This window comes from Schlesneria sp. (assembly GCF_036405755.1).
GTDB classification, from domain to species: Bacteria; Planctomycetota; Planctomycetia; order Planctomycetales; family Planctomycetaceae; genus Schlesneria; species Schlesneria sphaerica.
On the sequence record NZ_DASWWZ010000416.1, the window covers coordinates 1 to 13,867 of the forward strand.

8 protein-coding genes and 1 pseudogene are annotated in these 13,867 nt (G+C 56.7%); 3 read left to right on the forward strand and 6 right to left on the reverse strand.

What is annotated here, in order from left to right; genetic code table 11:
• Window positions 1-615 precede the first annotated feature (615 nt).
• The 4 genes from VGE80_RS14250 to VGE80_RS14265 form a co-directional block, all read right to left on the reverse strand.
• Window positions 616-1,095 (reverse strand): GreA/GreB family elongation factor, encoded by a 480-nt coding sequence (locus VGE80_RS14250; RefSeq protein ID WP_373651007.1) that lies wholly within the window; start codon window positions 1,093-1,095, stop codon window positions 616-618.
• 303 nt (window positions 1,096-1,398) lie between these two features.
• Window positions 1,399-2,535 (reverse strand): Gfo/Idh/MocA family protein, encoded by a 1,137-nt coding sequence (locus VGE80_RS14255; protein WP_373651009.1) that lies wholly within the window; start codon window positions 2,533-2,535, stop codon window positions 1,399-1,401.
• Between the two features lie 805 nt (window positions 2,536-3,340).
• Window positions 3,341-4,765, reverse strand: coding sequence for a DUF1501 domain-containing protein (locus VGE80_RS14260; protein WP_440593134.1), 1,425 nt, complete (start codon window positions 4,763-4,765; stop codon window positions 3,341-3,343).
• Window positions 4,766-4,801: 36 nt separating this feature from the next.
• Window positions 4,802-7,900 carry a PSD1 and planctomycete cytochrome C domain-containing protein gene (locus VGE80_RS14265; protein ID WP_440593135.1) on the reverse strand — a complete coding sequence of 1,033 codons (3,099 nt, stop codon included), beginning with the start codon at window positions 7,898-7,900 and terminating at the stop codon, window positions 4,802-4,804.
• 649 nt (window positions 7,901-8,549) lie between these two features.
• Between VGE80_RS14265 and VGE80_RS14270 the strand changes: the two genes are divergently transcribed.
• Both VGE80_RS14270 and VGE80_RS14275 read left to right on the forward strand, forming a co-directional pair.
• The gene (locus VGE80_RS14270) at window positions 8,550-9,674 is read left to right on the forward strand and encodes a mandelate racemase/muconate lactonizing enzyme family protein (protein WP_373651012.1); all 1,125 of its coding nucleotides are present in this window, start codon (window positions 8,550-8,552) and stop codon (window positions 9,672-9,674) included.
• A 52-nt stretch (window positions 9,675-9,726) separates the two neighbouring features.
• On the forward strand, window positions 9,727-10,344 hold the full coding sequence (locus VGE80_RS14275; protein ID WP_373651013.1) for a GntR family transcriptional regulator: 618 nt from the start codon (window positions 9,727-9,729) through the stop codon (window positions 10,342-10,344).
• A 79-nt stretch (window positions 10,345-10,423) separates the two neighbouring features.
• On the opposite strand, the gene VGE80_RS14280 is transcribed toward VGE80_RS14275, so the two are convergent.
• Window positions 10,424-12,160, reverse strand: coding sequence for a prenyltransferase/squalene oxidase repeat-containing protein (locus tag VGE80_RS14280; protein ID WP_440593136.1), 1,737 nt, complete (start codon window positions 12,158-12,160; stop codon window positions 10,424-10,426).
• Between the two features lie 368 nt (window positions 12,161-12,528).
• On the opposite strand from VGE80_RS14280, the gene VGE80_RS14285 reads away from it, so the two are divergent.
• Window positions 12,529-13,401, forward strand: a complete 873-nt coding sequence (locus VGE80_RS14285; protein WP_440593137.1) for a transglutaminase-like domain-containing protein — start codon at window positions 12,529-12,531, stop codon at window positions 13,399-13,401.
• A gap of 30 nt (window positions 13,402-13,431) precedes the next feature.
• Here VGE80_RS14285 and VGE80_RS14290 read toward each other — a convergent pair.
• A pseudogene (locus VGE80_RS14290) lies at window positions 13,432-13,867 on the reverse strand (hypothetical protein); the annotation flags it as partial.

Below are 13,867 nucleotides of genomic sequence, written 5' to 3' on the forward strand. Positions count from 1 at the left end.
TTCTTCAAATCCGCGCCGCCGGACTCTCCGAAGATGAACGACTCGCTCGACACCTTGATACGCGACCCGGATCGCCGTTCACCAGGCCGCCTAAAACTCCGAGAGTCGCAGACAAAAAAATCAAAAGCTGACATGCACCCCGGAGCCACGGAGCCACGGGGCTTCACCGCTGGCTGTCGGGTGTTACCTCGCCATAGAGCCTTCCGCTTCGTCAGGCTCGTGTTCAGGTGCGAGAATCGCCCCATTCGCGCTTCATGCAAAGGGGCTTGCTCAACCGCCTGCTGACGGCTCGAAAAATGATCATCAGGGCGAGAACTCGACGAATCCTTCGAAGTCAGCGAGTGACTCGAATGCTCGCCCTGTGATGTTGTGGTGCCGGTTCAAGAAGATTGCGGGGTGGGATAAGAGGGGAAGTCGAGCCGGTGGGCCGCCAGTTCCGGAAACGTGAGCTCGTAGCACTTTAATTGAGTGTGGTTGGCATGCTGGCTCGTTTCCTGTTCGCGATGGGGTTCCCGAAGTGGGGGATCGCACGATCGAGGCGGCCTCAAACTGCCCGAGTTCGAGTCAATCTGGCTGCACCTGTGCCGCCACGAGAAACCGGGAACTGCGAAACGATCACGTCTCTTCGATCTCGGTGATTTCGTAGTTCGTCACACCGCGAGGTGCCTGGAATTCAACCCGATCTCCCACTTTCTTGTGCATGAGAGCCGTCGCGAGCGGTGAGGCGGTGAGGATCTTCATAACGTCGCTGGTGTAGTCCTCTTCACCTGGACCCACAAACTCATACTGCTCGATCGAGTTGTCGCTCAGATCTTTGACAGTGACGCGTGTGCCAAAGGTCACAATGCCCTTTGGCAGACTGGATTTATCAACGATATAGCAGTCTGCGAGAGTCGATTTCAGTGAGTTGATGCGCGCCTGAAGCATCCCCTGAGCTTCACGCTGACCATGGTATTCTGCATTTTCGCGAAGGTCCCCTTCATCACGTGCATCTGCAATCGCCTGTGCGATCTTGGGCATTTCCACTTCTTCAAGCTGACGCAGCTCTTCCTTCTTCTTTTCGTACCCTTCTCGCGAAATTGGCTGCCGTTCCATTGTCTATTCCTCAATCCAAATTCAAAAACCTGAGTTGGCGAGAGCCCGCTTCGAAGCGAGTGGGGCCCCTCCAACTCGCACTGCAGATCAACAGGAAAAAGCAAGCACGGGCGACGGTGATGTCGCCCGTGCAATTTTCACTTCATCATCGATGGCCAACGGACCGGGAAGAATCTCCCCAGTGCACCAGGATCGAATCCTCATCGAACACTTTTCCGGCAGGATTGGAAGCTGCCGTTGATCGCATAATGCAGCGAAACGCTGATCGCTTCTACAACATTATACCATCGCCCCAAGGGGACGCTATCCGACTTCGGTCCAACTTCCTGACTTTGCACTTTTCAGCACAGCATCGCAAATTTTCTGCGTTTCCAGGGCTTCGCGGAAGGTCGGTGAGACAGAGACACCTTTGTCGACACCTTGCAGGAAATCAGCGACATGGTGAACAAATGTGTGCTCGTAGCCGATCTGCAGACCGGGTACCCACCAGTTGCCCATGTAGGGGTGATCGCCGTCGGTGATATGGATCGACCGCCAGGCTCGCAGGTTTCCTTCATCACGGTGATCGAACCACTGCAGACGGTGCAGATCGTGAAGATCCCACTTGATTGACGCGTGTTCGCCGTTGATTTCAAACGTGTACAGTGCCTTGTGGCCTCGTGCGTAACGAGTCGATTCAAAGAGTCCCAGCGACCCGTTTCCAAACCGGCACATAAACGTACAGGCGTCGTCGATACCAACTTTCTCGACCTTGCCTGTCAGCGTGTGTTTACGCTCCTTCACGAACGTTTCGGTCATGGCAGTCACGTTCTTGACGTCACCGTTCAGCCAGATGGCTGTATCGATACAGTGAGCGAGCAGGTCACCCGTGACCCCGCTTCCTGCTGCGGCGGCGTCGAGCCGCCACAAGGCCGCGCCCCCTTGAGGCAGGTCCGCCGAGATGGTCCAGTCCTGCAGGAAGTTTGCACGATAGTGGAAGATTCGCCCCAGTTTCCCGGAATCGATCAACTGCTTGGCGAACGTGACGGCGGGAACGCGGCGGTAGTTGTACCAGACCGTGTTCAGTACCTTGGCCTTTTCGACCGCCTGGCACATCTCTTCGCCTTGCGCGGTATCCATGGCGAGTGGCTTCTCGCAGAGGATCATCTTGCCATTCTCGGCCGCAGCGATGGCAATGTCACGATGCAGGTTGTTGGGGGTACAGATATCAATCGCGTCGATATCTTTGCGTTCGACCAGCTTGCGCCAGTCGGTTTCGATTGATTCGTACCCCCAGCGATCGGCAAACGCCTTGACCTTTTCGGCATCCCGCGCGCAGACGGCCTTCAAGACAGGATGATGCTCGGAATCAAAAAAGTGGTTCACTTTACGATAGGCATTGGAATGGGTTCGACCCATGAACCCGTAACCCACCATTCCGATTCGCAAAGGCTTTGCCATGATCTCGTCTGTCTCCTCAAATCCCGGGTGAGTCTTTTTTATTGGCGATTCACCCGGTTCCCCATGTCTAGATGAGAGATTGTCGTTGAATCTGCCGATGGGCAGGCATCATACGCAGTGCCCGTTGCCACCTGCAAACACGTCCTGCTTCCTGATGGCCGACATGTCTTCGAAGGCCCGGCGTCCGGTCCGGTGGAGTGATCTTCCTATTTCGGATTTCATTCCACTCGAATTCCACGAGGAAATCCAGTGCACCACGAATGACGTACGAATTCACCGTTCACATGTTCGCAAGCGGTAGAGTTTCACCCATCGACATAATCGCGATTGTTCGGTGAGGGAAATCTCTGCAGAGACTTATTCGTCCCCCATGCTGACGAGGTGAAATCGAACGTAAGATTCATCTGTTAGTTATGTTACGGCTCGATCGACGACTCCATCAACGCGAGGTTTCATCGATCCGATCCGTTCTCTGTGACTGTTGGCAACTGCTGGACCTGGCGTCATTTCTCGAATTCCGGCCCCAGGGTGGCCTCACACCATTGAGTTCATTGGTAATTGGTGACGTGAGGGAGAGGCGAGTTCGCACTCCACGGCTCCGTCCTTGGGAAAGAAAATGGAACGAGTTCGTCACCGTTCATCTGGTCATTCCCTCCGGTGACCGACGTCATCGATCGGGAAGAGGAAACGCGCCAAGATGAGGGGACACGTTTCGGACTCGTCAGGAACCGGCCGCAAGGCTGCGGCGTTGGCTGCAGACCTCATTGGGTATTGCGGGGCCGCCATCCCCTGCCCGTGGCGGCGACTATCTTAGGAGCCTCGGCTCCAGTTCTGCTTTCGTAATTGCGATGTCGGTCAGGCTTCCCGGCAGGCCGTTGTGCGGGTATGTCAATTTTTTATGGTCCAGGCCCAGTGCGTGAAGCAGTGTCGCGTGCAGGTCGTGAACCGTTACCACATCCTGAACCGCTTTGTAGCTGAAGTCGTCCGTCTGGCCATGGCAATAGCCCGCCTTAAAGCCCCCTCCGGCCAGCCAGAGCGAATTGGCATGTCGGTTGTGGTCTCGCCCGTCTTTCCCCTGAGACACAGGCAACCGTCCGAACTCTCCGCCCCACATCACGATTGTGCGATCAAGCAAGCCTCGCTGTTTCAAATCGCGTACGAGTGCAGCACTGGGTTGGTCACTGCGGGCGCACAGTGACTTCAGCGTGGCGGCATTATTGCTATGCGTATCCCACGGCTGACCTGCCAGAAACAATTGGACAAACCGGACTCCTCGTTCGACGAGCCGTCGAGCAATCAGGCATCGGGTGCCATATTCCGCCGTCGCGGGGTTGTCGAGACCGTACATCGCTTTCGTTGCTTCTGTCTCTTGCGACAGATCAAGTGCTTCCGGAACGGTCGCCTGCATCCGGGCGGCAATTTCAAAGTTGTTAATACGAGCCGCGAGTTCGGTATTGTTCGGGTAGGAACGCAGGTGTGTCTTGTTCAACGATTCGAGCAGTTCCAGTTGCCTTGCGCGGGCTCCCGGGGTGATGCCCGCGGGAGTCGCAAGATTCGGGACAGGCGTCGCACCGGGACGGAACGCGGTTCCCTGATAGGCGGCAGGCAGCCATCCTGCGGTCCAGTTTCGGACACTATCCACCGGCATTCCCCCCGGATCAGTCAGCACGACATACGCGGGGAGATTTTGATTGACGGTACCCAGGCCGTAGGTCACCCAGGAACCCCAGGTGGGATAGCCAGCCTGGAACTTACCGCTGTGAATCAATCGCAGTGCGGATTCATGATCGACAGACTCGGTTGTGACCGAGCGAATGAGCGTCAGGTCGTCCACGATCGTAGCGGTGTGCGGCAACAAGTCACTCAGTTCGATTCCTGATTCTCCGCGCGGTTCAAATTTGAACGGCGAGGCGAGCAGGTTCCCCTTCTGGCCGGGGAAGTGGATCTCGAGGTCTCCCTCGTATGGTTTGCCATCATATTTCGTCAGCTCGGGCTTCGGATCAAACAGATCCATCTGACTGGGGCCGCCGTGCTGAAACAGGCTGATCACCGCATCGGCGCGGGCCGGATGGTGCGTCCCCAGCGCTAAGGGAGAGCTTGAACTCCCCAACGGTGCCGCTGACGCCCGTTCCTGATTCAGCAGGTGGGCCAAAGCCAGTCCCCCGAGATTTCCCGCAGAATAGCTCAGGAACGCTCGGCGATTCGGAAGAAAATGTTCGGCGCAGTGCATGGCAATATCAACTCGCTGAGATGCTGGGCCAGATATTTATTCGATGTAGAGGAATGCATTGATCGAAAGTAACAGGTTTGTGAAATCGACCCAGGCCCGTTCCTCCGCATCAGCCTGACCAGGATATTCAGCAGGTTGCCGTTCGAGAAAGTCGATCGCAAAAGCTGACTCATCGGAGGTGGCAGGCCGACCAACCGCCAGTTCAAAGGCGTAGTCAATTCGTCGTGTCAGTGGTCCTTCCACTTCGGACAAGACCCGTTTTGCGAAAGCCGCTGACCGGCTTCGGACAAATTCGGAATTCAGAAGTTTGAGTGACTGCAGGGGAATGGTCGTCGGGATCCGCAGAGTGCAATTGGCGACAATCGACGGTGAGTCGAAGACTTCCAGAATCCCCGGCACTTGAGTGCGACGTTGCTGGAGGTAGATGCTGCGTCTTAAGGCTCCGTCCGTCGTTTCCTTAACAACCACGTCCCCTTCCCCATCGTGCGCCGTGGGCACGTACGGACCACCCTGCCTCAGGTCCAGCTCACCCGCGATTGCGAGCATCGAGTCTCGAATGCTTTCGGCATCCATCCGATTCAGCGGGAATCGCCACAAAAGCTGGTTGGATGGGTCGATGTTCTTGCCCCTCTCGTGAGGGACGCTCGACTGGCGGTAGGCGGCGGAGTGGAGGATCAGGCGATGGAATGACTTTGCACTCCAGCCGCTCCGAATCAGTTCGCTCGCCAGATATTCCAACAGCTCGGGATGAGTCGGTGCGACGCCGGAGTATCCCAGGTTTTCAGGCGTGGGAGCCAGCCCCGTCCCGAAGTGGTGCTGCCACCAGCGATTGGCTGTGACACGAGCCAGGAGGCTGGCGGCTCGCGAGTCGGGCTGCGTCAGCCAGCGAGCCAGAGCCAGACGGCTTCCGGTGGACCCGGTCACTTCCGGCGTCCGCCCCAGCAGCGTTGACGGGTTGGTCTCCTCTGCCAGCACTTCCGGCGCACGAGCGTCAACTTTTTCGCTGCGGTTTTTGTAGACCCCGCGCTCCAGCAGGTAAACCTCGGGAGCTTCTGCCGACAGATCCATCGCGGCTGCGATGATTCCGGGATGACGGGGTCGACGGGCTTCGATCTGGCGAATCTCTGCCTCGTGTTCCGCTCGCTTCTTCGCGACTCGCTTCGCAAGCTCTTCACGGAAGGCGAGTGCATCAGGAGTTGTCTCACCGGTCTCAATCAGGACGTTGTCGACGGTAAAGCTGCGACCGCAGCAGTATTCAAAACCGAATCCGCCGTCGGGCAGGTCTTTCTCTGTGAGAGTGATCGACTGAGTTTCGACAGCTCCATCGAAGAGATGGGCCAATTGGTACTTGCCGCCACCCATGTTTGTCACCTGCACTCCGTAGTTGTGGCCAGGGAGGCATTTCTGCTGACTGATCGATCCCACACCGCGGCTGCCGGTCCCGGGGTAGTCGACGTGAACCGTAACTCCACCCGACGCGGCCCCGTCCAGTAGAATATTACCCGCCACAGAATCTTCAGCGTCGTTGAAATCTCGCAGAGCGATCAGGTAACCGACGTAGTCGGCACCTGTCACCAGATCGAACGTGACGCGGATCCAGTTTCCTTCCTGGTCTGGTGTCCAATCGAAAATTTGTCGGGTGCTGCAGGCACGATCACCACTGCCACCGGACTCGAGGATCTGCAGTCGGCCGTCAGAAGCCCTCGCGGCCGGGGCGTCGGTGGAGTCGATGTTAACTGCGGGTTGCCCCGCCGGTGCGGCATCGCCCGGTGCAGAATTGGCCCACGTGTCAGCCAGTTTTCTGTCGGCTCCGTCGAAGTCATCGCGAAATACGGGTTTCCCCGCTTCTCTGTTCGCACGAATCCATTCGCGGTATTTCTCGCGAGCGGCTGCAATTTCGTCATTGATCTTCTGGATTGTCGTTTCGTAGGCCGCAATCTGTTCTGGCGACCCGACAGTCACTTGTCTGGCGTTGGGAGTGACCCACTTGTCGACGTTAAACACCGGAAACAGAACCGCTTGCAGCTGGTAGTAGTCTTTCTGTCGGAGCGGCTCAAATTTGTGGTCGTGGCAGCGTGCACACTGGACGGTGATTCCTAGAAGTGCGGATCCGATGATCTGGAGTTCCCCTTCCAGCACAGCGTAGCGGTCGGCCCGAACTTCATCTTCATTCCCGTCACTGCTGTCGGTCCCGTCAGGGCTGTTGCGGAGAAAATGGGTCGCTTCGAGTAACTCGATCGTCTCGGGTGAACCGTCAAATTCCCGCCGGTCGATTCGTGCGAGTTCGTCTCCGGCGAGTTGCTCAATGATGAATCGATCGAACGGCTTGTCCGCATTGATGGAGCGAATGACGTAGTCGCGGTAACGGAATGCCAGAGGACGATCAGTATCCGCGCCGAAATAGCCATTGGAGTCCGCGTAGCCAGCCGCGTCGAGCCAATGCTTTCCCCACCGTTCACCGTATCGAGCCGAGGCGAGAAATCTCTCAACCATCTGTTCATAGGCGTGCTCATGCGGATCGTTGAGGAACAGCCGGATCTCGTCCCGCGTCGGAGGAACACCCGTCAGATCAAGGCTGACCCGGCGGATGAGACGGCGCCGATCGGCTTCGGTATTCAGCGTTAACCCGGCTTTTTCAAGCTCTTTCAAGAGAAATGCATCGACCGGAGTCAGGACTCGGGGTGCATCAATGACCGGGGGGACTTCTTTCGGCACAAGTTTCTGGAAGGCCCAGTGCTCGTCCCCATCCGCGACGGGAGAGACGGATTCGGGCAACCCCGATGCACCCTGAGCGATCCAGTGACGCAGCAGTTCCTTTTCTTCCTGCGTCAGCGGTTCGTCGGGGGGCATGGCATCGGTTTCGACGCGTTGCCAGAGCAGACTTTCAGCAGGGTTTCCCGCGATGACGGCGATACCGGAATGTCCCCCGCGGGCAATTCCAGAGGGTAATGCAAGACTCAGCCCTCCTTCCTGCTGGGCAGGGCCGTGGCACTTCACACACCGGCTTTTGATGAGCTGGATCGTCTGGCTGCGCAGGTCGCCGGGGGGAGCCGCATCCGCACCCCAACCTGATGTGACGAAGCTGAACAAGATGATGCAGCTCAAAATCGGCTGCAGGGTCGTCCGTCGTCCCACGTGGTGCTTCCCAGCTTCAAAATTCGTTGGACATTTCCACCCGCCGAGCTTGTGAACGGATGCATAATGAATAAAGTATCCTGCATACAATATGCGGTCAACTTCATAGAGGTTGATTCTTATGCATGTTGATATTCATCGTCCCGGTACAGTCGACCGCGTTGAGGTTCTTTTGCGGATTAGGGTGCGTGCACCGAAAGAAAGCATTTGAATGCCGGCTTACTGTCAACCGCAGGTGAGGACGCGATCGGGACAATTCCTGCTCGCCGTCTCGGCGTTCCACCGCTGGTTCTGTTCGGACTCAGGCCTGTGCCAGCTCTTCAGTGCTGTTAAGCCGACTTTCGGTTGGGGGCTTTCTCGGTCTCGAACTGCTGCGTCAAAAAACGTAGTGCGACCCATGGAAGCGTCGATACAGGGCTCGAAGCGGATCCGTCGGCTGGTCGATCCCTTTGCTGATCGTCCTTTTCAGTCCCGCAACCAAACTCTGACAAGTACCCATTCCCGTATGCGCAGTATGCACTTCGTGACACTCTTGGCGCGGCTTTGAAACGCTAAGGCGGCCATCGACGGGAAAAGTTTGCCTCGTTGACGTTTTTGCATCTTGTTTTGTTTCCTTACCCCTTTCTGTTCCACGGATAAGATTTAGTACATGAAAATTACGGAAGTCATCTGCCAGTTGTTGCGCGTCCCCAGCGTTGAAGCGAAAACCGCCAGTAGCCAGGACGCTGTGCTTGTCCGCATTAAAACCGACTCGGGTCTGGAAGGGATTGGTGAAGCGGATTCTCAGCCTGAAGTCGTCAAGGCGATTATCGACGCCCCTTTCAGTCACAACATCGCCTGCGGTCTGCGTCAGCTGCTGATCGGCGAAAACCCGCTCGAGACCGAGCGTCTCTGGCAGAAGATGCATCGCCGCACGCTCTATTTCGGTCGTTCTTCGGTGACTATCACGGCCATGGCCGCTGTCGACATGGCGTTGTGGGACCTCAAAGGGAAACTCTACAACCAGCCCATCCATCGCCTGCTGGGTGGCAAGCAGCATGACCGGATCAAGGCATATGCCTCGATTCTGTTCGGACGTGATGGAGCCGAGACCAAGGCGATCGCACAGCGCTGGCGTGCAGCGGGATACAATGCAATCAAGTTCGGCTGGGAGCCAATGGGGCAAAGTGAAGCTCTCGACATCGAATTGGTCCGTTCGGCCCGGGACGGAATTGGCGACGGAACGTTGTTGATTGATGCCGGCTGTGTGTGGGACGCCCGCACCGCACTCCAGCGCGCCAATGCGTTTGAGCAGTACGGGATCGGCTGGCTGGAAGAGCCGCTGCGACCTGAAGACGTGGAAGGTTACCGCTGGTTGCGTGACCGCTCACCAGTTCCAATTGCCGGGGGTGAAGAGGAATGCGGTCGTGAGGCCTGGCGTCCCTTGATCGAAGCTCGAGCTCTCGACATCTATCAAGTCGACCTGGCACGCAACGGATTTACTGACGCCGACTACGTTAAGCAGCGTGTCCAGGAAATCGGTGCACGGCTTTGCAATCACTGCTACACCAGCCCTGTGACCGTTGCAGCAAGTCTGCATTGGCTCAGCACCTGCCGAGACGCATTTGTCTTCGAGGACTGTGTGGAAGACTCGCCACTGCGTCACGAATTGACTCATGAGCGAGTTCAGGCCACTGATGGCTGGATTTCCCCACCGGATGGGCCGGGCCTTGGAGTCACCCTGAATGAAGATTTCGTGGCGAAGTATCTGATCGCCGAATCAGGACGAAAGTAATCAGGAGTTTGTCCTTCGTCGGAGCCCTTGGAAGGCTCGGAAAGATGATTTAATGGCTGGCCTGGTTTTTAGCCTGCGCGAACAAATCGTTGACCAACTGCGAAACGACCTGCTCTGCGGTCGTTTCGCGGAAGGGGAACGTTTGAGCGAAAATAAACTGGTTGAACGATTTGGCGTCAGTCGAACTCCCATTCGTGAGGCCCTTCAGCAGTTGACTCAGGAAGGACTGCTGGAGGGGCGACCGAATCTGGGTGTCAAAGTTGCCTCACGCCCCCCGGATGCCATCCGGGAACTGGTCGTGCCGATTCGTCGCAGTGTCGAAATTTTTGCGCTGCGATCGTTCTTTCATGAGATCAATGAAGCTGACTACGTGATCTGGAACGAAATTCTCCAGAAGCTGAGAGCGGCCTGTCTGTCGAGCGACTTCATTTCAATTGGTGAGCAGGATATTGCCTTCCACCGTTCCATCGTCCGTCGGGCGAAGCAGCGAGATGTGGAAGCGATCTGGATGACGTTGATTTCCCGCGTCCGCTCGCATTTCTGGCAGACACAGCGAAAGCGGTATTCGGATCCGATCGAAGTCTACGAAGAACACGAACAGATTATCTCCGTTTTTCGAACAGGAGATCTCGAGGCCTCAGTCAAGGCCCTCGAAGTGAACATCGATTGACGATTGAAACCGACTCGGTCCAAGGATGGCAGCAGAACTCGGGGCACCTGTTTTCATGACCCTCTGCTACCGGGATTTGTCAGGGCGTTTTCGGCTCTGCCTGAGTCTTGTCGACCTGCGTCTTATCGAGGAGTGGAATCTCGATTCGATCTTTCTGATATAGCGGCAGGTGCCGGTAGTAGACTTCCAGCGTCAGCAGTGCGAGTGTGGTCATGTAAAGCCGACCTCCCCCCCTGCCGTGATAGTCGGCGACATCCCAACTCCCCGTGGCATGTCCTTCCTGAATCTGGGTACGGATCAGGCGTTCGCGCATGACTAGATTCCAGCGGTCCCACTCAGCGCCGCCCCAGTGATGCATCACCTGAGTCGCGTAATAGTTGTAGTACATATCGTTGTAGTCGGGGCCATGTTCGTCCAGAAGCCGAACACCTGCGGCGAGCCTGCCGTTGTCTTTCCACTCGAGATACATCCGGCTTAACAGACCTACGGCGGTCATAGAAGGAGTGGGAGCGTCACGCCGCTGTGGTGTGTAGGCGTACTGTGAGCCGCGCATCGACGAGACACCCACAAGGAATTGATCAATCCCCGAAAAGACTCGCTGCGGAATCGGGATACGAGAACACTGAGCACTTTTCAGTGCCATAAGTTGCCAGCCGACGACAGACGTATCCCCCGGCTGACCCGGATAATAGCGCCACCCCCCTCCGAGTTCCTGGGTTGCGACGAGGAACTCGACGGCGCCGGTAACGACAGGTCTGAGTCGGGCGTCCCCGGTCATCGCCAGTGCCTCGCTCAGGGCGATCGTCGCGAGGCCGTGTGTGTAGTAGGTTGGTGGGCCAGCCAGGTTTCCGTAGAAGCAAATTCCCGACTCAACTTCCATCCCATTCTGCATGAGGAAATCCAGGCCTTTGAGAACTTCGGTTTGGTACTCACCTTCTTCATGTGTCTGGCCGGCACCGAGAAATGCCATGAGCGCCATCGCCGTGGCAGCATTGGGGTTGTTGTCCATGTAGCCCGGCATGGAACAGTCGCAGGCCGGGTAGTGAGCGTGATTGAAGTTCCATGAACCGTCGAATCGCTGATGGTTCTTGAGCCAGACCAGTCCCCGGGCAACCGCGGCTTCACTGGCATCGGTCCCACCCATTCGTTTCACCAGGGCGGCACGCGATTTAGGGCTTCGTCCGACAAAATGATTCACATGCTCACCCGGATCTGCCGCCTGCCCCCCGTTTCCTGTTCGCCCGGAAGTACGTTTCTTGGAGGTGACGCGCTTTGCTGCAGGACGCTGGATGGGGGGGACGACGATCTGAGGATTCTGGACGACTTTCGGGCGATCCACACCGTCCAGGTCTGTGGATAAGGACTGAACGGACTCCACCGGTTCTTGTGTCAGATCTTCCGACAAGTCCAGGTGTGACAGCAGTTCGCCCATTTCGGCGGGTGCGAGATCGGCTTCGTCTGTGGGAAGATCCAGTTGCGGGGCTTCGACGGAAGGTTTCTCGTCCGCGACCACCAGAGTCAGGATCGAGTCCAGGAGCATCGGCCGCGGCAGGTCAAAGTAAATCCAGCTCAAGACAAATAGTACCAGGGCATGCAGCGCGAGACTGACGATGACCGACGCCGAGACTTCTTTTGTTCTCGGTTTCGATTGAGACAATGACCGAGGAAGCGCGGTGAAAGCGAGTTTCCTTTTCTTCGCAGGGGAAGCAGATGTCTCGTTGGCTCTCAGCGACATGATCTCGACCCGCGAAGGGAATCGGTGACGAGGGGGGTAACCTGCAGCAATGATAGCAAAGTGGCCAGTTCGCAGCGCCATGTCGAGTTCAGAACCGGGTATATTCTGATGCCACGCTTGGAATTCAGGTTGACCGGCTCCGAGTCTGGATAGGTCCGCGACGGGGAGCTCTCTATGAATCTCGAGGAAATTATCCCCTCAGACTCGCCGGAATCCAATGTGGATCAGATCCATCCAGTCTGCCTCTCGGTTTTGCGATCGTTACGGCCACAATCGCCCGTGTTCTCGCCTGGTGGAGGTCGAACGGGTACTGTGGAGGAAATCGCGCCATTGGAACGTCATCTGCATGACAAAAGGTTGAGGGCCTGGGGATCGCGGTGCATCCTGGTCAGGCTCTCGGATGATTTCCGTGACCTCCCACTTGGCCTCCCAGTGAAGTTGAGAAGCTCATGCGATTTAACGTCAGCTCAAAGTTGAATTATCACGTCAAGTTTCCCTCGACACTGATTCTAAATATTCAGGCGCAGATGAGCAGCGCGCAATATGTCGTCGAGGAGAAGCTCACGACGAACCCTCAGGTCAACTATGAAGAGTTTTACCTGGAGGCTGGAAGCAGCCGGTTCATCCGGTTACAGACCGGAAACGCACAAACTCTCGAGATTTGCTATTCCGCAACAGTGGATTGCTCGACGGAACTGGTACCTGCAAAAGGTGCCCCCCCCGTCTCCATCGCGGAGATGGACCGAAACGCAATCCCGTATTTGTTTCCGAGCCGTTACGTCCAGTCGGATCGACTGTCGAAACTCGCCTGGGACCTGTTCGGTAAGATTAACGACCCTTATCAAAAAGTGGTTGCGATCGATGACTGGATTCATTCGAACATTGAATATGCGTTAGGCAGCACCGATTCGCAGACATCCGCCTATGATACGGTGGTGGAACGCCGGGGTGTCTGCCGCGACTTTGCCCATCTCGGTATCGCCTTCTGTCGGGCTCTGAACATCCCCGCCCGCTATTTTTCGGGGTACGCCTACCAGCTTAATCCGCCCGACTTTCATGCCCTGTTTGAATGTTATGTCGCAGGTCAGTGGCTGTTGTTTGATTCAACCCGACTGGCTCCCTTGAACGGGCTGGTGCGGATCGGCACAGGGCGAGATGCGGCAGATGCTGCTCTGGCGAGTATATTTGGCGGGGTGCAAGGGACGGGGGTGAAGGTGGATTGTCAACTGGCGAGTGGAGAGACGTTCACACCACTCTTTCGCAATCAGCTCCGCTCGCAGGGAATCGCCCAGAACTCGGGCGATTCCTCGGCGAACGGCTAATCTCGTCTACGGTGATTCTGGGAGGTGATCCTAGAATCGGCTGTACGGAGAGCCCTTGCGGTAGTAGTGATCCCCGGAACCGCCAAAGCCATCGATTCTCTGATGGTGACCGCCGTAAGAGAGCCCAGGACCCCCACCACCGAAGCCGTACCCGTAGTCATATCCGGTCCCAAAACCGTAGCCTTGGTTGTAGGAGTTCTGGAAGATCGAGTTTGGTCTCGTCGCTCCATATCGGCCGGATCCAAAGGAATTATACGAGCGAACCGGTGCGATGTCGTCGCGGTAAGGGACGTAGTTCTGTTGTGAGAGTGTGGGATAGCCCGGTGCAAATTCAGATGAATACCCCGATCCGTATGCCCCATACCCCTGACCAGAACCGCCGTAATAACCCTGGCCCGAGCCCGTGTAGTATCCGGTGCCATATGATTGTCCGTTCAGAAAGTCTTGCGCAATTGCAGCCGGCAAC

What these genes read in the sequence shown, in the direction of transcription:
- VGE80_RS14250 (WP_373651007.1), bottom strand. Translation starts at nt 1,095, where the DNA reads ATGGAACGGCAGCCAATTTCGCGAGAAGGGTACGAAAAGAAGAAGGAA.
- VGE80_RS14255 (WP_373651009.1), bottom strand. Translation starts at nt 2,535, where the DNA reads ATGGCAAAGCCTTTGCGAATCGGAATGGTGGGTTACGGGTTCATGGGT.
- VGE80_RS14260 (WP_440593134.1), bottom strand. Translation starts at nt 4,765, where the DNA reads ATGCACTGCGCCGAACATTTTCTTCCGAATCGCCGAGCGTTCCTGAGC.
- VGE80_RS14270 (WP_373651012.1), top strand. Translation starts at nt 8,550, where the DNA reads ATGAAAATTACGGAAGTCATCTGCCAGTTGTTGCGCGTCCCCAGCGTT.
- VGE80_RS14275 (WP_373651013.1), top strand. Translation starts at nt 9,727, where the DNA reads ATGGCTGGCCTGGTTTTTAGCCTGCGCGAACAAATCGTTGACCAACTG.
- VGE80_RS14280 (WP_440593136.1), bottom strand. Translation starts at nt 12,160, where the DNA reads ATGGCGCTGCGAACTGGCCACTTTGCTATCATTGCTGCAGGTTACCCC.
- VGE80_RS14285 (WP_440593137.1), top strand. Translation starts at nt 12,529, where the DNA reads ATGCGATTTAACGTCAGCTCAAAGTTGAATTATCACGTCAAGTTTCCC.